The organism is Rhodococcus sp. DT1 (assembly GCF_049844875.1).
Taxonomy (GTDB): domain Bacteria; phylum Actinomycetota; class Actinomycetes; order Mycobacteriales; family Mycobacteriaceae; genus Rhodococcus.
The window spans coordinates 23,979-45,535 of the sequence record NZ_JBNCLW010000001.1 but is presented as its reverse complement, the minus strand read 5'-3'; the positions used below and the strand labels follow the sequence as shown (position 1 = coordinate 45,535).

The following is a 21,557-nucleotide window of genomic DNA, read 5'->3' as shown; positions in this document are numbered from 1 at the left end:
GGGCGGGTGGAGTCAGCATCGAACAGCCGCCGCACCCCGCGCCGGATCGACCCGGCGCTCGAGGTCCAGACGGAGCCACAAGAGCTTGTGCCCCGTCGGCGGCCCACCCAGGAACGGAGCCGGCGCAAGTTCGACGCGCTGCTCGCCGCGTCCAGGGAACTGCTCACCGAGGTGGGGTTCGAGTCGTTCACCTGCGAAGAAGTCGCAGCCCGCGCCGACGTACCCATCGGCACGCTGTACCAGTTCTTCGCCAACAAGTACGTGATCGTGTGTGAACTCAACCGCCAGGATCTCGTCGGCGTCCAGGAAGAACTCGCCAAGTTCAACGGCGAGATCCCCTCCGTCGACTGGTTGCGGTTTCTCAACAGCTTCGTCGATCACATGGCCGGGTTGTGGGCGACCGATCCCTCCCGGCGCGAGGTCTGGCTCGCGATGCAGTCCACTCCCTCGACGCGGGCCACCGGCGCGATCCACGAGAGGGAATTCGCCGAGCAGGTCGCGCGGATGCTCGCGCCCCTGACTCCCGACACGCCTCGCCCGCGCCGCAAGCTCATGGCCGAGGTGCTCGTCCACGTCGTCTACTCGATGCTGAACTTCTCCGTGCAGGACGACCAGACCCATGCCGAGGCGGTGGCCGAACTCAAGCGCATCATGGTGGCGTATCTCCAAGTGGCCGAGCGTGATTCACGGACACAGGCGAAGAAGCGCAAACGGCGCGAGGAGTCCGAACGGTCCCGGGAGACCGAACCCGCGGGTGCGCACCGCGCCGAGCCCACGCCCTCCTCCCGGAGCTGACCGGGCCGCTCCTACCCGTGGCCGTCAGCGGCATCGAGCACCACGAACGCACCGGCCATGTCGCCGTCGTGAGTCAACGACACGTGGATGCACATCCCCGTCAACTGCTCCGCAACCTTCCCGTGCAGCCGGATGCTCGGGCGCCCCCACGCATCGGAGACCACCTCGATCTGCTGGTGGATGGCCTCCGGCAGCACCGGCGGGCGGCCGAACAGTGCGGCCGACCACGCCTTGATCACCGCTTCCTTCGCCGCCCACCGGGCCGCGAAATGCCGCGCCGGATCGGAGCTGCGGGTATTCGCGTCACGGCGCTCCCCCGGTGTGAAGTTCCCCAGCATCGTCGTGCCCGAACGGCTCAACTGCTCGGCGAACTCCGGAACCGACACGAGGTCGAACCCGATACCCGCAACTCCCATCCCGCTGTCCCTGTCCCGTCGTTACTTGCAGCCGGGCAGGCCCGAGCGGTACACGTCGTCGTCGCCGAGTCGTGCATCCGCGTCGAGCAGCACAGCCGCTTCGAGATGACGGGCGGCGTCGGCGGGTACCGCATCTCCACCGAATCGACGGTCCGCGGGCCGCTGGTACAGCGCCGCACCCCCGGCCATCGCCGACGCCAGGCGCCGCTTGCCGACGACCGTGCGTGCCGCTGCTGCCGCGCGGTACTCCTCACGACGTTCTGCGGGGACCGCCTCGACGAACGCCTGCGGGTGCACCACCGCGATCAGTCCGGATACGTGCCCGAACCCGAGGCTCGTCAGCAGGCCGGCCTTGAGCGCGTACTGCTCACCGAACCGCAACGGGGTGCGCGCCCACACGAGGTGCTCGAACTCGGCCATCTTCTCGTCGACGCAGTCGAGACTGCGGTTCGGCGGGACGATGCCCCGGGTCAGCACCTGGCACAGTCCCACGAGCTGGAACGCTGCCGCGCCGCCCTTCGCGTGCCCGGTCAGCGACTTCTGCGACACCACGAACATGGGGTTGCCGTCGCTGCGCCCGAGGGCTCCCGCGAGCCGTTCGTGCAACTCCGCCTCGTTCGGGTCGTTCGCCGCCGTCGACGTGTCGTGCTTGGAGATCACCGCGATGTCGTCTGCGGTCACGCCGAGCTTGCGCAGTTCCTTGGCCAGCCCCGATTCGAGCCCACCACGACCTGCCCCGAGCGCACCGATGCCGGGCGCCGGGATCGAGGTGTGCACACCGTCGGCGAAGGATCCGGCCCAGGCGACCACACCGAGAACGGGCAGGCCCATCTCGAGTGCGACATCACCCGCGGCGAGCAGGACCGTGCCGCCGCCCGCCGACTCGACGAACCCGCCGCGCCGGCGATCGTTGGCCCGCGAGAAACGACGGTCGTCGATGCCCTTGGCCCGCATGTCGTCCGACTTCGCGGTCGCCGACATGTCGCCGAAGCCGATGATGCCTTCGATACCGAGATCGTCGAAGCCGCCCGCGACGACCAGTTTCGCCTTGCCGAGCTTGATCTTGTCGACGCCTTCTTCCACGGACACCGCAGCCGTGGCGCAGGCCGCCACCGGATGCACCATCGCGCCGTAACCACCGACATACGACTGCACGACGTGCGCCGCGATGACGTTCGGCAAGGCTTCCTGCAGGATGTCGTTCGCACGGGACTCACCGAGCAGCGTGTCGATGTAGAGCGATCGCATGGAGGTCATGCCGCCCATGCCGGTGCCCTGCGTGTTGGCGACCAGCGACGGGTGCACCCAGCGCAGCAGTTCCGACGGGGTGAACCCTCCGGTGAGGAACGCGTCGACCGTCGTGACGATGTTCCACAGCCCCACCCGGTCCACCGAGTCCGCCATGTCGGCGGGGATGCCCCACCGCGTGACGTCGAAGCCGGTGGGGATCTGGCCGCCGACGGTGCGGGTCAGCTTCGCCTTGCGCGGCACCCGGATCTCGGTGCCGGCCTTGCGGGTGACCGTCCAGTCGCCGGACTCGGCATCGACCGACGCGACCGTGTTCTCCGGGTCGGAGTCGACGAAGGCGCGGGCCTCGATCTCGGAACCCACCACGAACGACAGGTCCTTGTCGAGGAAGACCGAAGTCAACAGCGGTGCCGTGTTGTCGGTCATCGCACCGTCGTCGGCGTAGCGGCGGATCCCGCAGCGCTCGACCACCGCGTCGTGGTAACGATCGGCGATCTCCGCTTCCGGCACCAGTACGCCGGTTTCCGCGTCGTAGAAGCCGGGTTCGGGCTCGTTCTCCCACTCGATCAGGCCGGTGACCCACGCCAACTCGAGCACACCGGCTGCCGACAGTTCCTCGTCGACCTCCATCTCGAAACGGGTGCGGGCCGACCCGTACGGGCCGAGTTCACCGGCGCCGACGATGACCACCATGTCGGCAGGATCGATATCGAGTGCAGACCACTCCGGCGTCGGCAGCTCGTCCACACGCGGGGCCGCGGGCAGAGCCGCGATCGTCGCATCCGGGTCGGTGTCCCGATCGGGTGCGTCCGCAACCTCGGCCGCGTCCCGGGCCTGCTTCGCGAGCGCCGGCAGATCGAGGGCTGCCTCGGCGAGTCCCCCGGTGAGGTCCGCGACCAGCGGCGCCTGCTTCGCGAGTCGCTTGGCCTCCGGTCCGACGAGCTTCAGCAGTTCGGTGGCCATCTCGGACGTGGACCACGTGCGCACGCCGGCCGCCTCGACGGCCTCGACGAGCGGATCGTTGCCGCCCATCAGTCCCGTGCCCCGGACCCAGCCGATGAGCGCGTGCGCCAAGGTGACGCGCTCGGCCCAGGTGCGCTCGGCGCTCCAGCGGGTGACGATCGCGTCGAGTGCCGCCTTGGACTCGCCGTACGCGCCGTCACCACCGAACATCCCACGGTTCGGGGAGCCCGGCAGCACGACGTGCAGATGCGTGTCGACGTCGGTGTCCGCGCCGATGCCGGACAGACCGGCGATCAGCCGTTCCACCGACCACAGCAGAACCCGCATCTCCATCTCGGCGCGAGCACCGGCATCGGCCAGCGACCCGGCGACACGGGGCGCCGCGAACGGGAACAGCAGGGCGGGCGTGAGCGCATTCTTGATCAGCTTCTTGGTGCCGCCCGCGTTCTCGACGGTATCGGTGCCGATCCACTCGATCAGCGCATCGACGTCGGCATACGACGCCATGTTCGCGGGCACCACCCAGAGGGCAGCACCGGCGCGAGCGTTCCGCGCATAGAGATCCTTGTAGAAACCGAGGCGCGTCGAGTCGAGGCGCGACGTGGTGACCACCACCGTTGCGCCGCCGCCGAGTAGCTCGGCTGCGACCGCGGCGCCGATGCCGCCCTTGCTGGCTCCGGTGACGACTGCGACCTCTCCGGTGTACGCGGCGTCGCCCGTGTCCTGGGCGGCGGCCGCGATACGACCGTAGGTCTCGGCCGACACCACGCGGCCCGCGTCGATGGCCTTGGCCCGCCAGAACGCGGCGTGCGCAGCGACCGTCGCCCCCGCACCGTCGAAGCGCTCCACGCCGATCGGGTCCCCGAGCCAGATCCGGGCGAGATCCTCGCGTGCGGTCGCCCAGCGGTCGTCGATCAACACGGCCTTGCGAGCGTCGAAGGCGGGCGCAACCTGCCGGGACCAGTCCGCGCCGAGCTCGGCCGAGACCAACTCGGCGAGTTCGTCGTCGGCCTTGTCCGCCAGGCCGGAAACCTGCTGGTCGAGGCCGAGTTGCTCGAGCACCAGGCGTGCAGCACTCGCCAGGACGCCGTCCCGGCCGGTGATCTGCTCGGTGAACTCCCCGAGTGCCGCGGCGTCGACGGTCGCGCCGGTCCCGCCACCGGCGGACGGCATCGACACGGAGATCCCGCGGCGCGACCCGACGGACTGCACAGCGGCGTCGATCAGCGCGTCCACGGACGCGGTGTCCGCGAGCGCACCCTGCGACAACCCGCCGAGGTCACCGCCGCGAACGGACGTGCCCTCGCGGCTGCCGAGCACAACCTCCGCGGTGACGTGCCGGGCCCAGCCCTCGCCGAGTCCCCACACCTTCGCGACTCGGTCGGTGATGTAGCCGGGACGCTTGCCCGACGGGCCGAACACCTTGCGCAGGTGGTCGTTGATCGAATCGGTCAGCACCGGCCCGAACGGGGTGTAGGTACGGGCCAGACGATCGACCGTGCCGGCCAGCGCGCCCATGTCCGCATCCGCAGCACCGTCGATGGCACCGAGCGACAACTCGGAACCGAGGTCGACGAGCAACTGGTTGCGACGTGAGGACACGCCGTCGCACAGCGCCTCGATCGTGTCCGCGGGGCCGATCTGATCGGGACGCAGTTTCGTCCACAGGGCGATGAGCACCTTCGTGGCGTCGGCGGCCTTGAACGTGATGTCGTCGGGGGTCGGGCCACCGGCCGGCGCGGCCGGGGCAGCAGCAGGGACCGCGGTCGCAGCGGGCGCGGCCTCGGCGGACGGTGCTTCGGGCTCGTCGTCTTCCAACGGTGCGGGATCCACGTCCGTCGAGTACACGACCGATGCTTCACGCTCGATGTTGAGGACCTCGACGGGCTGACCGAATCGGCCCGGAAGCTTCAACGTCTGCGACGCCAGGTTCGCCACCGTCGGGACGGCACCGAGGCCGATTTCGACGAACCGCTCGACGCCGAGACCACCTTCGGATTCCGGCGCGAACAGCAGGTCCTGCGTTTCGATCCAGCGCACCGGCGATGCGAACTGCCATGCGAGCAACTCGGCCAGCACGACGCGGCACAGCCCGGACCGGTCCGCCGACCACGCGTCGAAGTCGGAGAGGACCTCGGCGAGCGGCTCGGACGGCACCAGATCCGCGATTTCCTGGACGAATTCACGGCTCAGGTCGAACGGCTTGGGCACCAGGTTGGGGATATAGCGTCCCACGAGGATGTCCGGATCGATCTGCTCGGGAAGCAGGTGCAGCAGGCGCTCCCGGAAGTCGTCCACACCGCCGCGCAGCACAGTCGAATGGAACGGCACGTCGATGCCCGGCACGAGAATGAAGGCGCGCTTGCCGCCGAACTCGGCGACCTTGCGTTCGATCACCTTCTCGAGAGCGTCGAGACCCGCCACCGTGCCCGCGATCGCGTACTGCGATCCCCTCAGGTTCAGATTGACGATCTCGAGGAACTCTCCGGACCGGTCCGCGACCGCGGCGACGAACGCCTCGAGGTCCTCGTCGGCCACGCCGAACTGCGACGGCCGGATCGCCGCCATGCGGTAGTCCGAGCGGCCCTGCGCGTCGCGCGGCACGAGAGCGTGCATCGCCGAGCCACGCTGGAAGACCACCTCGAGCACGGCCTCGAGCGGCAGCACACCGGCGACCGCCGCGAGGGCGTTGTATTCGCCGACCGAGTGCCCAGCAAGGAGCGCATCTTCGAGGAACGCGCCGGCCTCACGCAACTCCGCGATCTGCGCGACGCCGAGTGTCGCCATCGCGACCTGCGTGAACTGCGTCAGATGCAGAACACCGTCGGGGTGCTTGTGGGTCACGCCCCGGGCCTTGAGGACCGTCGGGTTGTCGCGCACCACGGCGAGGATCGAGAATCCCAGAGCCTCGCGGGTGTGCTTGTCGGCGCGGTCCCAGACCTCCCGGGCGGCCTTGCTGCGGGCGCGGGCGTCGAGACCCATGCCCGGACGCTGGATGCCCTGTCCCGGGAACGCGTATACGGTCTTCGGGGCGGCGATGCGCCCGGTGGCGACCATGACCAGATCCCCGTCGACCCGGCAGCCCACCTCGACGACCTCGGCACCGCGATCGGTGGCGATCCGATCGACGCGCACGTCGATCTTCGCGCCGGGCCGAACCATGCCCAGGAAGCGTGTCGTCCACGCGGTCAGTTTCCGTACCGGAAGCTTCGCGTCCGCCTCGGCGGCCGTGACGACCTGCTGAGCGGCCGCCGAAAGCCACATACCGTGGACGATCGGGCTGCCCAGCCCCGCCAGGAGCGCGGCGTTGCCGGATGTGTGGATCGGGTTGTGATCCCCCGACACCCTCGCGAACGCGGTCATGTCGGTGGGGGCGACGATCACCGCATCGCGGCGGCGCCGACGAGGCGTGTCGGTGACGTCCTCGCTCAGGGCGCCACCGGCGCGGACCGGATCGGCCAGTTCGGCGCTGCCGGTACGACCGCGAATCGCGAAGCGCTCGACGAGAGTTGCGACGACGTTGTGGCCGGAACCGTCACCGTTGTCGGCGGTGATCACGACGTTCACCTGCACGACACGACCGAGATCGGCGTCGGAGACTCCGGCGACCTCTGCCTTGACACCCAGGAACGCGGGCTCGGTGGGCAGACCGTTCTTGACGTCGATGGCGTGATCGAGGTGAACGAGATCGAGCATGCCTTCGATGACGGACCGGTCGGCGGTGGTGCGTGCGGCCCCGAGTGCGGCGAACACCGCGGGCCAGCACGCACCGACGAGCACGTCGGGCACGCCGTTGCCGGCGGGAGTCAGGTTCTCGGGCAGGCCCGAACCGGTCACTCCGGCGTGGTCCGCGATCTTTTCCGGCAGCCAGCCCAGGGTGACCCGGGCTGCGCCCTTCTTGACGGCCGGCAGTTCCTGGCCCGCTGCGACGCCGAGCAGCGCAGACATCGCCGCGTCCGCGTCGGTGTCGCTCACGACAGGTGCTCCGCCGGTGCCCACGGACGACGGCACGGTGATGCGGATGTCGACGGCCTTGTCCCGGGCGAGGGGGACGCGCAACCCGACGTGCCGGTCGTCGAGGACGGTCAGGGTCGCGCCGGTCGGCGCATGCGACGCCGCCGAATCGGATTCCGCGTTCCAGTCGTTCAGGTCGCCGAGACGGTGCACCGGATTGCGGGTCAGGCGACCGGCCCAGTACACGTCCGGGGAGGAGAGCACCGCGTCGAGCACGCCGGGCGCGAGATCGAGATGTCGCCGCGCGACGATCGGCGCCGGCTCGATACCGGCAGCCAGCAACTCGTCGACGGTGGCCTTCTCGAACCGATCGAGCAGTTCACCGACGGGCTCGTCCACTCGCGTGATTCCCGCGACGGCGACGGTGCCGGGGATGACACAGACCTGATCGGCGCCGTAACGAGGGTCGTGTGCCTGCCACAGCGAGTCGGAACGCCACCAGCGGCGAACGTCCCGGTCGATCACGGGCACGAAGTTCACGGGCTTGCCGGGGGTCTTGCACAGCGACACGAAGAACGGCACGTCGGCGGGGTGGAGGACGACCTCGTCCGCGTCGCGGTACTGAGCGGTGAGCGCGTGGAGCGCCGCGTACGGCCGTTCCAGCGTGGCGTCGTCGGCGAACAGTGTCGGAATCGGGCCGCGATCGACGGGGTGCAGGCGTGCCTCGGCGCGCTGCAGCATCGCGCGGAAGCGCTCGCGCCACGACACGTCGGTCCAGAGGCTGACATGTGCTTCGGCTACGGCGTCGGCCAGGTCTGCGCCGCAATCGAATTCGGGTGCATGATCCGCTCCGACGGCGAGTTCGAGGTAGCGGCGCAGCCACTGCAGGTACGTCATGGAGCCGACGTCGCCGAAGTACGGCTTGGCTGTGATGTCGAGGGCGGCGACGATCTCGTCGCGGCGCGCCGCCACGGCGTCGGCGTCACCGGCGACCTCGTCCAGGAGACGGCCCGTGCGTGAGGCCGCGTTGTCGATCTCGTGGATGTCGGCACCGAGCTGACTGCGGCCCGACGCCATACCGCCGGATGCGGTACCCGCACCGACCCAGTCGGGCGTGCCGGGAGTGTCGACGAGCAATTGCTTGACGGCCGGCGCGGTCGTGGCCTCGAGCGTCGCCATCGCCGCGGTGCCGACGAGGATGCCGTCGAGCGGCATCGCCGGGAAACCGTGACGCGTCGCCCAGCGACCGGTCAGGTAGTCGGCCGCCTTCTCGGGGGTACCGATACCGCCGCCGACGCACAGCACGAGGTTGGGGCGGGTGCGCAGTTCGGCGTAGGTGTCGAGGAGCAGGTCGTCGAGGTCTTCCCACGAATGGTGACCGCCGGCGCGACCGCCCTCGATGTGGACGATCACCGGGAAGTTCGGAACTTCGTTCGCGATCCGGATGACCGAACGGATCTGTGCGACGGTGCCCGGCTTGAACGCGATGTGCTCGATGCCTGCGTCGCGCAGATCGGAGATGATCTGCACCGCGTCCTCGAGGTCCGGGATACCCGCCGTCACGACGACACCGTCGATCGGTGCGCCTGCCGCGCGGGCCTTCGGCACCAGGCGCTTACCGCCCACATGCAGTTTCCACAGGTACGGGTCGAGGAACATCGAGTTGAACTGCGCCGCGCGGCCGGGCTCGAGCAGGTTCTGCAGGCCCGCGACGTTGTCGGCGAAGATCTGCTCGGTGACCTGCCCGCCGCCCGCGAGTTCGGCCCAGTGGCCGGCGTTCGCAGCGGCCGCGACGATCCGAGGGTCGACGGTCGTCGGCGTCATACCGGCGAGCAGGATCGGTGACCGGCCCGTGAGACGGGTGAACGCCGTCTCCACACCGACGCGACCGTCGGGCAGCGTGATCGGGGTCGGTGCGAACTCGGTCCATGCGCGCGGGATCTCGGGCTCCGCGCCGGGCGTGAGCAGATTGCGCTGGCCGCCACGGGTGGACGCGGCGAGGATTCCGACTCCACGGCCGCGCAGTCCGGAACTGGTCATGCGCGTGAGCAGCTCGCCTGGGCCCAGGTCGAGAATCCACGACGCACCCGACTCGAGTGCCGTGTCCACCTGCTCCACCCAGTCGATCGGGGCCACGAGGATCGATTCGGCGAGCGAGCGGGCCAGGTGGGCATCGAGACCGCAGCGGGCTGCCCAATCGGCGACCTGGTCGACGGCGTCCGCCAATGCGGGGTGGTGGAATGCCACCTCGGCCGAGACGGGTTCGAAGGTCGGTGAGAACACCGCGCCGCCGCGCTGCTTGGACTCACGTTCGCGGGTCTCGGCAGCGGTGATCTGCTCGCATCGCTGTTGCACGCGCTCGAGCGCGGCCGGCGGACCGGACAGCACGACGCGGCGGCGGGCATTACGGATCGCGACCACCGCACTCCGAGAAGGATCCTGGTCTCGGAAGGTCTCGGCGACGATCGAGCGGAGGCGCTCGGGATCGACGCCGGCGACGGCAAGCATCGGAAACCTGCCCGCGCCCGCGAGAAGACCGCGGCGGCGTCCGACGAGCGCTGCAGCCGCTCCGATGAGCTGAGAGATCGCCAGGATCTCCATGTCCCTGCGGCCGCCGGCGGAGACGGCTTCGACCGCGAGGACACCGGCGGAGTGGCCGATCACGGCGGACGGCGGAACCTCGTTGACGTCGAGCCCCTGGTTCGCCAGCGCACGCAGCGCGGCGAGCTGGGTGAGGAGCACGCCGGGAAGAGACACGGCGGCGGACGTCAGAGTTGCAGCGGTGGGCCCGGCGAGAGGGGCGTCCTCGTCCGCGAGTTCGTGCTCGAGGATCCATGCGACGGGATCGAAGCCCGCGGGGCGCACCACGACGAGATCTGCGGCGACAGGCGCGAGGTATGCCGCTGCTGCGTTGACGAGGTCCGTCAGTGCGGGCTCGAGGCCGTTGTCACGGGTGAGTTCTCCGAGCGAGTCCAGCCACGGCGCACCCTGGCCACCGAACGCGAGGGCATAGGGCTCGCCGGCAAGGAACTTGTCCACCAGAGCACCCCGGGATGCGCCGACGGCTCCCCGTTCACCGGTGCGTCGTGATGCCTTCGAGTTCCGTCCGTTGTCGCCTGGTGTGGTCTCGTCGATCGTCACGCGTGTATTTCCTCTCCTGGACACCCCTGGTCGAGGCATTCCTGTGGTGCTGCACTGCCGGCGAGGTGTGTCGCACGGACTTCGGTGTGCTCTGACGGGCACGCCCAGATTCGCACAGAATCATGAGGGGTTCCTCATGTTTTGCGGAGCACCGAGGCCGCGGTAGGGCGTGGACCAGTGAGTTACCTCACATCGAGCGCCAAGACGAACCGGCGAGTAACCAGAATCACGCCTGGCTGCATGGGTGCGTGGATATCCGATAACCCGAGGAAGCCTCACGTTTTATCGTTATCAAATCGTTACCCCTTGACGACAAGCCCCGGCCGTGCGTCGAAGCCGGAAAGCCTGTCGGACCCATCCCTTACGTTCTCATTACTCGAACACACATTCGATAGGGGCGGATATGGGACGCGGGGTCAAGTACACGAAGGAAATCCTCGAGGACGCCGTACGGTCGTCCACAAGCATCGCGGGGGTGCTGCGAATGCTGAAGCTGAAACCGGCCGGCGGTACACACACCCACATAAGTCGGCGCATCAAGAAGCTCGGACTGGACACCACGCATTTCACCGGCCAGGCACACCACACGGGACGCCCGCCGAGAAACCGGCTGGAGTGGGCGGAGATCCTCACCCTGAAGCCCGTCGGATCCAACCGACAAGCTCCCAAGCGTTTGCGACGGGCACTGATCGAATCCGGACGCCCTCACCGATGCAGCGAATGCACCATGGAACCGATCTGGTGCGGCCGGCCGCTGGTATTCCATGTCGACCACATCGACGGGAACCCGCACGACTCCCGGCCCACCAACGTGCGCTTCCTTTGCCCCAACTGCCACAGTCAGACGCCCACGTGGGCAGGGCGCCGCCGCTTCGGTGACGAATCGGACGACCGCGGCGCGTGAAGTATTGTGTGCGTGACGCGCGAGTGGCGTAATCAGGCAGCCGCGCCAGGTTTAGGTCCTGGTGTCCTTACGGACGTGGGGGTTCGAGTCCCCCCTCGCGCACCACGTGAGATGACCCACGGTGCATCGACCGTCTTGGCAGGTCGGTGCACCGCTCGGGTACCGTCGAGAGCGTGTCCGAGTATCGACCGCCCCGCCGGTTCGCCCTGGTTGTCCTGGTCCTGGTAGCTGCAGGCGGATGCCTCGGGCTCGGTTACTGGCAGTGGATGCGCTTCGAGGAAGTCGGCGGCACCTACCAGAATCTCGGCTACGCGTTCCAGTGGCCGGCCTTCGCATTCTTCTGCGTCTATGCGTACCGCCGCTTCGTCAAACTCGAGGCGGAAGAGGCCGAAGCCGAGGCCACCGGCGCCCCGCGTCCGTCGGAGCCGAAGGAACCCACCGAGATTCCCGCCGATCTCCTCCCCTCCCGCCCCCGCACGGTGGCGGAAGCGCTGGCCGAAGAGGCCGACGATCCTGAGGCACGCCAAACCCAGGAGTACAACGAGTACCTCGCGCAGCTGGCGCGCAGGTCCGATAGGAGCGCTCAGTGAGCACCACCCCCGAGCAGGCGTCCGCCGGCACGACGCGCGTCGTCAGCGACGCGGACCGCAAGAAGATCGGTTCCGCCCTGCTGCGTTACCGCGTCCTCGCGTACGCCACCGGCATCTGGCTCCTCATCCTCACGGGTGAGATGGTCGCCAAGTACATCATCGGCATCGAGAATGTGCCCGCGTGGATCGCGATCGTGCACGGGTGGGTCTACGCCGTCTACCTCGTGCTCACGTTCGATCTGTCGATCAAGGTGCGCTGGCCGCTCGGCCGGACCGTCGGCACGCTACTCGCCGGCACGATCCCGTTCCTGTCGTTCTACGTCGAGCACAAGCGCACCCAGCAGGTGAAGGCCGACTTCGGGGTCTGACGACTCCCCAGCGTGACGATCGGGTGGATGCGGCCGGAGAGATCCGACCACATCCACCCGATTCGTCTCACGCGAGTGTTGTACGCGCGGGTCAGCGCCTCGGCAGGCGTACCACCTGGACGAAGAACTCGTCGATCTGCCGGACCGCCCGGATGAACTGGTCGAGATCGACCGGTTTTGTCACGTAGGCGTTCGCATGCAGTTTGTAGCTTCGGAGGATGTCCTCCTCGGCAGCCGACGTGGTGAGGACCACGACCGGGATATCGGTGAGGTCCGGGTCGGACTTGATCTTCTCGAGCACCTGGCGCCCGTCGTACTTGGGCAGGTTCAGGTCGAGCAGAACCAGGTCCGGCCGAGGCGCACCCTCATGGGCTCCACGCCGGTACAGGAAGTCGAGCGCTTCCTCTCCGTCGCGTACGACGTGCAACGTGTTGCCGATCTTGTTGTCCTCGAACGCCTCGCGTGTCATCAGCTCGTCGCCGGGGTCGTCTTCGACCAGCAGAACGTCTATCGGCTCGCCGGGAATCGTCATGCAGATGCTCCTTCCAGAGCCTCGTCTTGTGCAGGCTCCTTGTCACCCACAGCGGGAATGGTAAAGCAGAACCTGGCACCACCCTTGTACTCGGGGTCGAGCCAGATCCCCCCACCGTGGTATTCGACGATCTTGCGGCAGATGGCAAGACCGATACCCGTACCGGTGTAGACGTCACGTCCGTGCAGGCGCTGGAAGATGACGAAGACCTTGTCCGAGAATTCAGGGGCGATGCCGATGCCGGTGTCCTCGACCGAGAACTGCCACATCGCCTGCTCGCCCTGGCCGAGTCGCTCGCACCCGATACGGATCGTGATCGGACGGTCCGGGTGGCGGAACTTGATGGCATTACCGAGCAGGTTCTGCCACAGCATCACCAGCAGCGTGGGGTCGCCGACGATCTCGGGGAGCTTTTCGGGCCGCTCGATGATCACTTCCGACTCTTCGACGGCTTGGGCGAGGTTGCCCAGTGCCGAATCCAGCGTGGGATCGAGCGCCACGCGGACGTGATCGTCGCTTACCCGCCCGACCCGAGAGAACGTCAGCAGGTCGTTGATCAGGATCTGCATGCGCTTGGCGCCGTCGACCGCGAACGCGATGTATTGGGTTCCGCGCTCGTCGAGCTTGTCGCCGTAGCGCTTCTCGAGCAGCTGGCAGAACGACGCGACCTTCCGCAGCGGCTCCTGCAGGTCGTGGGACGCGACGTAGGCGAACTGTTCGAGTTCCGCGTTGGACCGCTGGAGGTCGATCGCCTGACTTTCCAGCTGGGAATGACGTTCGCGGGACACTTCCAGCTCTCGGACGATCCGTTCGCGCATGTTCTCCACGTCTTGGCCGAGCGCGCGGATGTCTGCCGGCCCCTCGGGCGTGATGTGGTGGCCGAATTCCTCGCGCGCGACGACCTTGCGGGTCGCTTCGCGAAGCCTTGCCAGGGGCCGTACCACGATCATCTGTACGAGGAACGCCATCCCTACTCCGGTGACCAGGAAGACCGCGACCATCGACGCGAAGATGGTGTCGCGGTTGGTCCGGACGGCTTCGAGTTCTCGGATGCCGTCCTCGCGAGCCTGAAGGAGGCCTTCGTTCTGGACGTCGAACAGGACTCTCAGCCGGTCGAAGGCGACACGGCCTGCTTCCACCGCAACCGGATCGACCGGGCGGGGATCACCCGGGACAACGGTCGACACGAGCGGTACGGCGTAGACGCGGCGCCAGTCCTCAGCGGCCGCTTCGACGGCATCGAGATCGGCGATGAGATCTTCTTCACCGCGCACCAGCCCCCGCAACGTCTCGACTGCCTGTTGCTCGTCCAGGCGACCGTCCTCGTAGGGCTGGAGGAAGGCAGGATCGGCGGCGAGGATATAGCCGCGCGCTCCCGTTTCCTGGTTCACCAGGGCTGCTTGCAGCCGGTACGCCTCGACTCGGGCGGGCTGGATGCGATCCCTCACGTAGTCGGACATGGCGGTCGTCTCGCGCAGATAGTGGCTGCCCACGATGGTGCCCAGCACGACCAGCACCCCCATGATGCTCAGCACGATCAGGAACCAGCCCTGCACGGTGGGACCCCCTCCGCGGTGGGTCACCGTGGAGGATCCTGTCCTGTTCTCTGCCGTGCCGTCGGGCACCGGAGTGTCGGTTGTCGTCATGCGGGTGCGTCCACTTCCTTCTTCCATTGCACGTACACCACTGCCACGTCGTCGGACAGTCCGCCATTGCTCTCGGCGAGTTCTTCCGCACGTGCGATGAGGGAGTCGGTGAAATCGTTGGGGCCCAGGTCGGCGCAGGCCCGTGCCAGAGCAAGCAGACCCTCCTCCCCGAGTCGTTCGCGGCCTTCGCCGCGATGACCTTCGAACAAGCCGTCGGTGAACAGCACGATCGCCGCCCCGGAGGGCAAGGTGATCTCGTGTACCGGCCAGGTCGACAGAGTCGGCAGCAGACCCAGTGCCGGTCCGCCCGGCGCCTCCAGCCAATCCACGCTACTACCGTTCCGGAGCAGCAGTCCCGGGTGGCCCGCGCGCATGACTTCGACGGTCCGCCGATCAGGGGACATCGAGAGGTTGGTCACAGATGCGAAGATCCGGTTCTCCGACCGTTCGGCTACCAGGATCTCCTCGAGTTTGTGCAGTCGGCGCGGTCCTGTGACTCCGGTGAGCACAAGAGTGCGCCACGCGATACGCAATCCGACGCCGAGAGCCGCTTCGTCCGGTCCGTGACCGGAGACGTCGCCGATGAGGACGTGCACGGTGCCGTCCTCGGTCTGGACGACATCGTAGAAGTCACCGCCGAGCAATGCCGAGGTGCGGCCGGGCCGGTATCGCGCGACCACATCGAAGTCTCCGGTGGCCTGCAACAGCGGCGACGGCAGCAAACCCCGCTCCAGGCGTGCGTTCTCCTGCGCGCGCAGCTGACCGGCCTGCAGAGCGGCCGCGGCCTGTTCTGCTTGCTTTCGCTGGATCGCATACCGGACGGCACGACCGAACAGATCCGGCTCGACGCGGCCTTTGACCAGGTAGTCCTGGGCGCCGACCGACACCGCTGCGAGGCCGGTCTGCTCCTCCGCCAGACCGGTGAGCACGACAATCGGCACCGATTCGGCGATCTGCTTGACCTTGGCGACAGCCTCGAGACCGCTGGCATCGGGGAGGTGGAGGTCGAGGAGCACGCAGTCCGGCATCCGGACGCGGAACTCCTCCCGGGCCGCAGCCAGTGACTGGACCCACACGACCTTCATCTCGGGCGCGCTGTCCGCAACCAACTCCTCGACGAGCAAGGCGTCGCCGGGGTCGTCCTCGATGAGGAGTAGCGACGGATGGTACGTCGAGTCATCCGGTCGGTACACGTCCACGTTGGTCGTCCTTCCCTGCTGCATTCGAACAATACAGACATCCGTTTGGGTCGGTCCCGACGGCTGGGACGGCGCAATCTTCAACCTGTTTCTCGCTTCTGTCGGCGCGATCTTGCATGATAGGGCGGTGAACGATCCACTTACCGCACATCCTCATATGACGTACTCGACCTCCAGGGAGGGATCTGTCGCCGTTCTCTCCATCAGCGGAGAGGTCGATATGACGAGCGCCCCCATGCTGGAAGAGCAGGCGCTCGCCCTCCTCGATACCGACGCCACCGGACTCGTCGTGGACCTCACCGCAGTCGACTTCCTCGCGTCCATGGGGATCGCCCTGCTGGTCGAACTGTCCAAGCGCGCCGGTGACGACCGCGGTTTCGCGGTGGTGGCACACGGCAGCGCGACCGCCCGGCCCCTGGAACTGCTCGGTCTCGGCGAGGTGCTCTCGGTTCATCCTCGCCTCGGCGACGCACTCGGCGCGCTGGGCGGTGGGGCGGAGGACTCCTCACCGCAGGCGTAACCGCATCGACGAACCGAGGAACCCATGTCGTCCGCCTATGACGAGCCCGCATCGTTCACCCCCGATGGCATCAGCCATCGGGGTGTGCGGGCCGATCCGTCCGAGATCGCGCTCCTCCGTGGCAGCATGCGTCGCTGGCTGGCGCAACTGCCCCTGAACGACGATTGTCGCCAGGACATCCTTCTGGCCAGTTACGAAGCACTGGCCAATGCTGTCGAGCATGCCTACGCCCCGGGCGACCCGGCAGCGACACTCGATTTCGAAGCGATCTACAGTCCAGCAGACGGGCAACTCCACGTGCTCGTCACCGACCACGGGGTGTGGCACGACGCGTCGGACGACGAGTCTCGACGTTCCCGCGGCCACGGCCTGACACTGATTCGGAACCTGACCTCCGAGATGACGGTCGACCGCTCGCCCGGGGGCACCGTCGTCGACATGCGCTGGTCACTGAACGAGAACGACACCTCGGACGTTCATTGACGTCCGAGGTGTCGTTCTTCGTCGACGGTCGGTCATATCCGGGATTCCGGGGCCGAGCGCGGGCGTGATGCCGTCCCGCTCGCCGGGCGCCGCCGCACCCGGCCATGTCGCTATCGAGATGCGGCGAGGGCGGCCAGGGCCGGAACGAGTTGTGCGAGCGCACGACCCCGGTGCGACGACGCGTCCTTCTCCTCCGCGGTGAGTTCCGCCGCGGTGCGCTCCTCACCTTCGGGCACGAAAATCGGGTCGTAGCCGAACCCGTTCTGCCCGCGCGGTTCCCGCACGATGCGGCCGCGCCATTCACCTCGCACGACCGCTACGTCGATGTCCCCGTCTTCCGGGGGGAAGGCGAGCGCGCAGGCGGAAACGAAGGCTGCGCCGCGACGCTCGTCGGGGGTGTCCTGAAGCTGGCCGAGAAGCAGCGCCGTGTTGGCGTCGTCGTCGCCGTGCCGTCCGCTCCACCGCGCCGACAGGACCCCGGGCATCCCGCGCAACGCGTCGACTTCGAGCCCGGAGTCGTCCGCGACACACGGCATACCGGTGGCGACCGCGCCGTCGCGTGCCTTCGCGACCGCGTTCTGCTCGAAGGTCGCACCGGTTTCCGGTGCCTCCGGGAACGGCGGGACCTGGTCGAGTCCCACCAGTTCGATCCCGGCGATGCCCGCACTGTCGAGCACCCGCTGCAGTTCACGGAGCTTCTTGGCGTTGCGGCTGGCGACGAGAACTCGCACGGTCATGTCAGACCCCGAACTTCTTCTTCCCGTGGTCGGCGACCGCGGGCTCGGGGAGGACACCCGGATACGGCTGTGCGAGCACCTCTCGCTGGATCCGGCAGAGTTCTTCGATGCCGGAGAGGGCCGAATCGAGCAGCTTGTCGAGCGTCGAGCGCGGGAAGGTCGCGCCTTCACCGGTGCCCTGGACCTCGACGAGCGTGCCCGTGTCGGTGGCGACGACGTTCATGTCGACCTCCGCGCGGACGTCCTCTTCGTACGGCAGGTCGAGACGGACCCGGCCGTCGACGACGCCCACGCTCACCGCGGCGACCTGGCACGAGATCGGCTGGGGGTCGGCGAGGCGGCCGGCGGCGCGCAGCCACGTCACCGCGTCGCTCAGCGCGACATATGCGCCCGTGACGGCAGCGGTGCGGGTTCCCCCGTCGGCCTGCAGCACGTCGCAGTCGATCGCGATGGTGTTCTCGCCGATCGCGGCGAGGTCGATGCAGGCGCGGAGCGAGCGGCCCACCAGCCGGCTGATCTCCTGGGTGCGGCCGCCGAGTTTGCCCTTGACGGATTCGCGGCCGTTACGCGTGTGCGTGGAGGCCGGAAGCATCGCGTACTCGGCGGTGACCCACCCGAGTCCCGAGCCCTTACGCCAGCGCGGCACGCCCTCCTCGACGCTCGCCGTGCACATCACCCGGGTCTGCCCGAATTCGACGAGTACCGATCCGGCCGGATGGTTGGTGAACCCTCGGGTGATGCGGATGTCGCGGAGTTGATCGTCCGCCCTGCCGTCTTCTCGTGTCGTCACGCACCCGAGCCTAGGCGATGACGGGAGGCGGTTCAGATGCGGTAGACGTCGCCTGCGGACACCGCGTGGACCGGGCCGGAGTATTCGGCCTTCGCCTCGGCGATGACGTCTTCGCGCGATGTCCAGGGCGGAATATGCGTCAGGAGCAGTTCTCCGACACCCGCTCGGGTGGCGATCTGTCCGGCTTCGGTGCCGGACAGATGGATTCCCGGCGGCCGCTCCCCCGGCTCATGGGTCCACGATGCTTCGGAGAGCAGAACATCGGCACCGCGTGCGAGATCGACCACGGCATCACACATGCCGGTGTCTCCCGTATAGACCAGAGTGCGCCCGGAATCGCTGGTGATCCGGAATCCGTAGGACTCCGGCGGATGCTGCATCCGGGCGGGCGTGATCTCGAGCGCTCCGAAACGGATCGGTTCTCCCTCGACGACGGTTCGCACGTCGAGGGTGTCGCTCACGTCGTCGGTGTCACCGGCAACCTCGGCCGAGGCGACACCGATCCGGCACGCGGTACCGCTGGGGCCGTACAGGAGAGTCCGGCCGGTCGGAGGATTCGGGGAGTAGCGACGCCACACCAGCAGGCCCGGCAGATCCAGGCAATGGTCGGCATGCAGGTGCGACAACAGAACCGAGACTTCACCGGGATCCGCGTGACGCTGTAGTGCGCCGAGGACGCCGGGACCGAAATCGATGACCAGAGGAGGGGTGTCCGGTGCGGTCAGCAGGTATCCGGATGCGGCGGAATCCGGCCCGGCCACACTGCCGGAGCACCCCAGAACGGTCATGCGCATACCCGTCATGCTGCCATGCCGGACGCCCTGTGATGAAGCCAATGCGTCATTTCAGGCGCAGACTCACAGTTGCGACAAAGCTGTGACGCGCAGGCCTCCGAGTGAACACCCCTGCGAGGGGCGGCCCGGGTCAGCGCAGCGGAGGCACGGTCGTGGTCCGGCGTGTCGTCCGGGCCGCGGAGGACAGAATCCAGGCAGCGAGGATACCGCCGAGCGCCCCGAACAGATGCCCCTGCCACGAGATCCACGGCTCGCTCGGGAGTACGCCCCAGAGCATCCCGCCATAGAGGAACAGCACGACGACGCCCAGGAGGATCTGGCCCGCCTTGCGCGTGAAGATACCGCGCACGATCAGGTACGTGAGCCACCCGAAGATCAGTGTGGAGGCTCCGATGTGGTTCTCGCCGGACCCCGCGAACAGCCACGTGCCGATTCCGCCGACGAGCCAGATGATCGCCGTCGCCGCGATGCCCCGGCCGATTCCCGAGAGCATCACGAGAAATCCGAGCACGAGCGCGGGCACGGTGTTCGCGGTCAGGTGCGCCCAGTCGGCGTGCAGGATCGGCGCGAACAGGATCCCCCACAGTCCGTCACCGGTGCGGGGTTCCACTCCGGCCGCGTCGAGGTCGGCGGGCAGGACCACGTCGGCGAATTCGATCCCGTAGAGGAGACCAACGAAACCGCCGGTCCACAGCGCGGCGCGCTGCCAGATCGGCCTGTGCGTGGAGTCGGTGCCGGTACCGGTCGGGGTGGTCATGACTCCATTGTGGCCCTCCCCGCAGGATCAGGACATCGACGAGCGAAACGCGGAGGGAAAGACGTCGCGGTACGACGGGATTCCGGCGACCCCCGTCGCCGCGAGCACGGCATCGACGATGGCCCGTTCGACCACCTCGGCAGCGGCAGCGCCCACGGCGGTGAGCACGGGGAGTTCGGAGGCGAACGCGTCCGCGACGCCGGGGCTGTCCGGCAGATGCGCCGTACCGGTCGCGAGAGCGAAGATCGTGTCGCCGTCCAGTGGTGAGTGGGCGGGGCGTATCGCGCGGCCGAGTCCGTCGTGCCCGGCGACGGCGACCCGGCGGCACGCTGCCTTGGACAGCGGTGCGTCGGTCGCCACCACCCCGATCGTGGTGTTCAGGACGGTGCGCTTCTCGCCCAGGGCACGCGCCGCCGCGATCTCGGACTCCGTCGGCGCGGTCATTCCCAGTTCCGCGGCCCGGGTGGGTCCCACTCCCCAGAGCACGCCGGTGTCGGGATCGAACACGGAACCGACGGGGTTCGCGACCATGAGCGCGGCCACCGTCACCCCGGCGGCCGGTCCGTCGGTGATGCACACGCTCGCAGAACCGACCCCGCCTTTGAGCACACCGGCCCGGGCGCCGGTCCCCGCACCGACACTTCCCCGCAGCAGCGACGACTCCCCCGCAGCGGCAGCGGCCGCATAGCCGCCGGCAGCATCCGGGCGGACGTCCCACTCTCCGACCAGGAGATCGAAGATCACGGCGGCCGGGACGATGGGAACTACCGCACCGGGCGAACCCATGGGGATGCCGCGGCCGTGCTCTTCCAGGAAACGCATGACGCCGTCCGCGGCGGCAAGTCCGTACGCGCTGCCTCCGGTGAGCAGTACCGCATCGACCCGCTGAACCGAATGGCTGGGATCGAGCAGGTCCGTTTCCCGGGTACCCGGTCCCCCGCCACGCACGTCCACGGACGCAACCGCAGACGACTCGGCGAGCACGACCGTGCATCCGGTGGCGGATCCGCTGCCCGGGGTGTCCCCGTCCGCGAGGCGGACGTCGGTGTCGAGAGCCTGCCAGTGCCCCACGCGCAGACCGCTCACGTCGAGAATCGAGTCGGTGGGCCCGGCGACGGTCATGGCTGAAGGGCCTGCACGAGCGAATCCTGCACCCAGGTGAGCCAGTGGTAGACGTCGAGGTGCGGCGCACGCGGGTCGTCGTCGTCGAGCACCTCGGGGGTGTCGTCGTCGATGTCGAGTGTTGCGCCGAGCGCCAGGCGCACGTCGTTGAGTGCGTACAGCCAGGATTCGGCCTGTTCGGGAGTCAGGACCACGCGACCGCCGGTCTCCGGCACCGTGCGCAGGATCATTGCTCCCGCTGCGAGTTTCGCGTCGATGATGTCCGGTTCGTGGAGGCTGCGCATCGCTCCGTTGAGGTCGGCAGACTCGTCGTCGGCGTGCTGTGCCGAGTCCTGGTCGGGCCGATGGAAGTCGGGAAGCAGCCGTCGCACTGCCGGGTTGTCCGGTGGCGTGGCGTTACCGGTGCGCAAGCCGGTCAGCTGAGCGAGGTCGTCCTGCGGCGCCTGGCCGGCCCGATCCTCGAGCATCCCGAGGACCGAGGCGACGAGCGATCTGAGGACCGATGCCTCGTGGGCATCCATCTCCGAGCGAAGCTTCGGTCCGCTGAGCGAGTTCTTCCTGATCCACGGCCGCACGTCGGTCGGGTCCTCCTGAGGCT

17 protein-coding genes and 1 tRNA gene are annotated in these 21,557 nt (G+C 68.2%); 7 read left to right on the top strand and 11 right to left on the bottom strand.

Features of this window, described 5'->3' with window-relative positions; all coding sequences use genetic code 11:
- Nucleotides 1–6 precede the first annotated feature (6 nt).
- Nucleotides 7–795, top strand: a complete 789-nt coding sequence (locus ACLQ3J_RS00190) for a TetR/AcrR family transcriptional regulator (RefSeq protein WP_425901852.1) — start codon at nucleotides 7–9, stop codon at nucleotides 793–795.
- An 11-nt stretch (nucleotides 796–806) separates the two neighbouring features.
- Here ACLQ3J_RS00190 and ACLQ3J_RS00185 read toward each other — a convergent pair whose 3' ends face one another.
- Nucleotides 807–1,211 carry a holo-ACP synthase gene (locus ACLQ3J_RS00185; RefSeq protein ID WP_425901850.1) on the bottom strand — a complete coding sequence of 135 codons (405 nt, stop codon included), beginning with the start codon at nucleotides 1,209–1,211 and terminating at the stop codon, nucleotides 807–809.
- Nucleotides 1,212–1,232: 21 nt separating this feature from the next.
- Nucleotides 1,233–10,517, bottom strand: coding sequence for a fatty acid synthase subunit beta domain-containing protein (locus ACLQ3J_RS00180; protein ID WP_425901849.1), 9,285 nt, complete (start codon nucleotides 10,515–10,517; stop codon nucleotides 1,233–1,235).
- A 403-nt stretch (nucleotides 10,518–10,920) separates the two neighbouring features.
- Between ACLQ3J_RS00180 and ACLQ3J_RS00175 the strand changes: the two genes are divergently transcribed.
- The 4 genes from ACLQ3J_RS00175 to ACLQ3J_RS00160 all read left to right on the top strand — a co-directional run bounded on the left by ACLQ3J_RS00175 (nucleotide 10,921) and on the right by ACLQ3J_RS00160 (nucleotide 12,379).
- The gene (locus ACLQ3J_RS00175; RefSeq protein ID WP_422423503.1) at nucleotides 10,921–11,421 is read left to right on the top strand and encodes an HNH endonuclease; all 501 of its coding nucleotides are present in this window, start codon (nucleotides 10,921–10,923) and stop codon (nucleotides 11,419–11,421) included.
- Between the two features lie 17 nt (nucleotides 11,422–11,438).
- Nucleotides 11,439–11,526 (top strand) — tRNA-Leu (locus ACLQ3J_RS00170).
- A gap of 68 nt (nucleotides 11,527–11,594) precedes the next feature.
- Entirely contained in the window at nucleotides 11,595–12,011 is a 417-nt protein-coding gene (locus ACLQ3J_RS00165) for a transcriptional regulator (RefSeq protein ID WP_169620432.1), read from the top strand.
- Nucleotides 12,008–12,379, top strand: a complete 372-nt coding sequence (locus ACLQ3J_RS00160) for a DUF3817 domain-containing protein (RefSeq protein WP_169620431.1) — start codon at nucleotides 12,008–12,010, stop codon at nucleotides 12,377–12,379. Before ACLQ3J_RS00165 ends, ACLQ3J_RS00160 begins: the two co-directional genes overlap by 4 nt.
- 91 nt (nucleotides 12,380–12,470) lie before the next feature.
- On the opposite strand, the gene ACLQ3J_RS00155 is transcribed toward ACLQ3J_RS00160, so the two are convergent.
- From ACLQ3J_RS00155 to ACLQ3J_RS00145, 3 genes are all read right to left on the bottom strand, one after another.
- On the bottom strand, nucleotides 12,471–12,911 hold the full coding sequence (locus ACLQ3J_RS00155; RefSeq protein WP_169620430.1) for a response regulator: 441 nt from the start codon (nucleotides 12,909–12,911) through the stop codon (nucleotides 12,471–12,473).
- Nucleotides 12,908–14,434 carry a sensor histidine kinase gene (locus tag ACLQ3J_RS00150; RefSeq protein ID WP_425902257.1) on the bottom strand — a complete coding sequence of 509 codons (1,527 nt, stop codon included), beginning with the start codon at nucleotides 14,432–14,434 and terminating at the stop codon, nucleotides 12,908–12,910. The genes ACLQ3J_RS00155 and ACLQ3J_RS00150 overlap by 4 nt, the downstream gene beginning before the upstream one ends.
- A gap of 119 nt (nucleotides 14,435–14,553) precedes the next feature.
- Nucleotides 14,554–15,780: a PP2C family protein-serine/threonine phosphatase gene (locus tag ACLQ3J_RS00145; RefSeq protein ID WP_425901846.1), complete on the bottom strand. Its 1,227-nt coding sequence runs from the start codon at nucleotides 15,778–15,780 to the stop codon at nucleotides 14,554–14,556.
- Between ACLQ3J_RS00145 and ACLQ3J_RS00140 the strand changes: the two genes are divergently transcribed.
- Both ACLQ3J_RS00140 and ACLQ3J_RS00135 read left to right on the top strand, forming a co-directional pair.
- The gene (locus ACLQ3J_RS00140) at nucleotides 15,704–16,276 is read left to right on the top strand and encodes an STAS domain-containing protein (RefSeq protein ID WP_425901844.1); all 573 of its coding nucleotides are present in this window, start codon (nucleotides 15,704–15,706) and stop codon (nucleotides 16,274–16,276) included. The genes ACLQ3J_RS00145 and ACLQ3J_RS00140 overlap by 77 nt on opposite strands.
- 24 nt (nucleotides 16,277–16,300) lie before the next feature.
- Nucleotides 16,301–16,759, top strand: coding sequence for an ATP-binding protein (locus tag ACLQ3J_RS00135; RefSeq protein ID WP_425901842.1), 459 nt, complete (start codon nucleotides 16,301–16,303; stop codon nucleotides 16,757–16,759).
- 110 nt (nucleotides 16,760–16,869) lie between these two features.
- Here ACLQ3J_RS00135 and rdgB read toward each other — a convergent pair whose 3' ends face one another.
- The 6 genes from rdgB to ACLQ3J_RS00105 all read right to left on the bottom strand — a co-directional run bounded on the left by rdgB (nucleotide 16,870) and on the right by ACLQ3J_RS00105 (nucleotide 21,480).
- A complete protein-coding gene (gene rdgB / locus ACLQ3J_RS00130) occupies nucleotides 16,870–17,496 on the bottom strand; it encodes an RdgB/HAM1 family non-canonical purine NTP pyrophosphatase (RefSeq protein ID WP_425901840.1) in 627 nt (208 codons plus the stop codon).
- A gap of 1 nt (nucleotide 17,497) precedes the next feature.
- Nucleotides 17,498–18,286, bottom strand: coding sequence for a ribonuclease PH (gene rph / locus ACLQ3J_RS00125; protein WP_169620425.1), 789 nt, complete (start codon nucleotides 18,284–18,286; stop codon nucleotides 17,498–17,500).
- 32 nt (nucleotides 18,287–18,318) lie between these two features.
- The gene (locus ACLQ3J_RS00120; protein ID WP_296549310.1) at nucleotides 18,319–19,080 is read right to left on the bottom strand and encodes a cyclic nucleotide-degrading phosphodiesterase; all 762 of its coding nucleotides are present in this window, start codon (nucleotides 19,078–19,080) and stop codon (nucleotides 18,319–18,321) included.
- A gap of 130 nt (nucleotides 19,081–19,210) precedes the next feature.
- Nucleotides 19,211–19,837 (bottom strand): rhomboid family intramembrane serine protease, encoded by a 627-nt coding sequence (locus tag ACLQ3J_RS00115; RefSeq protein ID WP_296549311.1) that lies wholly within the window; start codon nucleotides 19,835–19,837, stop codon nucleotides 19,211–19,213.
- Nucleotides 19,838–19,864: 27 nt separating this feature from the next.
- Complete coding sequence (locus ACLQ3J_RS00110) at nucleotides 19,865–20,959, bottom strand: P1 family peptidase (protein WP_296549312.1); 1,095 nt, start codon at nucleotides 20,957–20,959, stop codon at nucleotides 19,865–19,867.
- Entirely contained in the window at nucleotides 20,956–21,480 is a 525-nt protein-coding gene (locus ACLQ3J_RS00105; RefSeq protein ID WP_422423507.1) for a DUF2017 domain-containing protein, read from the bottom strand. The genes ACLQ3J_RS00110 and ACLQ3J_RS00105 overlap by 4 nt, the downstream gene beginning before the upstream one ends.
- Nucleotides 21,481–21,557 lie beyond the last annotated feature (77 nt).

What these genes read in the sequence shown, in the direction of transcription:
- ACLQ3J_RS00185 (WP_425901850.1), bottom strand. Translation starts at nt 1,211, where the DNA reads ATGGGAGTTGCGGGTATCGGGTTCGACCTCGTGTCGGTTCCGGAGTTC.
- ACLQ3J_RS00175 (WP_422423503.1), top strand. Translation starts at nt 10,921, where the DNA reads ATGGGACGCGGGGTCAAGTACACGAAGGAAATCCTCGAGGACGCCGTA.
- ACLQ3J_RS00155 (WP_169620430.1), bottom strand. Translation starts at nt 12,911, where the DNA reads ATGACGATTCCCGGCGAGCCGATAGACGTTCTGCTGGTCGAAGACGAC.
- ACLQ3J_RS00150 (WP_425902257.1), bottom strand. Translation starts at nt 14,434, where the DNA reads ATGGGGGTGCTGGTCGTGCTGGGCACCATCGTGGGCAGCCACTATCTG.
- ACLQ3J_RS00140 (WP_425901844.1), top strand. Translation starts at nt 15,704, where the DNA reads ATGAGGAGTAGCGACGGATGGTACGTCGAGTCATCCGGTCGGTACACG.
- ACLQ3J_RS00145 (WP_425901846.1), bottom strand. Translation starts at nt 15,780, where the DNA reads ATGCAGCAGGGAAGGACGACCAACGTGGACGTGTACCGACCGGATGAC.
- ACLQ3J_RS00135 (WP_425901842.1), top strand. Translation starts at nt 16,301, where the DNA reads ATGTCGTCCGCCTATGACGAGCCCGCATCGTTCACCCCCGATGGCATC.
- rdgB (WP_425901840.1), bottom strand. Translation starts at nt 17,496, where the DNA reads ATGACCGTGCGAGTTCTCGTCGCCAGCCGCAACGCCAAGAAGCTCCGT.
- ACLQ3J_RS00120 (WP_296549310.1), bottom strand. Translation starts at nt 19,080, where the DNA reads ATGCGCATGACCGTTCTGGGGTGCTCCGGCAGTGTGGCCGGGCCGGAT.
- ACLQ3J_RS00115 (WP_296549311.1), bottom strand. Translation starts at nt 19,837, where the DNA reads ATGACCACCCCGACCGGTACCGGCACCGACTCCACGCACAGGCCGATC.
- ACLQ3J_RS00110 (WP_296549312.1), bottom strand. Translation starts at nt 20,959, where the DNA reads ATGACCGTCGCCGGGCCCACCGACTCGATTCTCGACGTGAGCGGTCTG.
- ACLQ3J_RS00105 (WP_422423507.1), bottom strand. Translation starts at nt 21,480, where the DNA reads ATGGATGCCCACGAGGCATCGGTCCTCAGATCGCTCGTCGCCTCGGTC.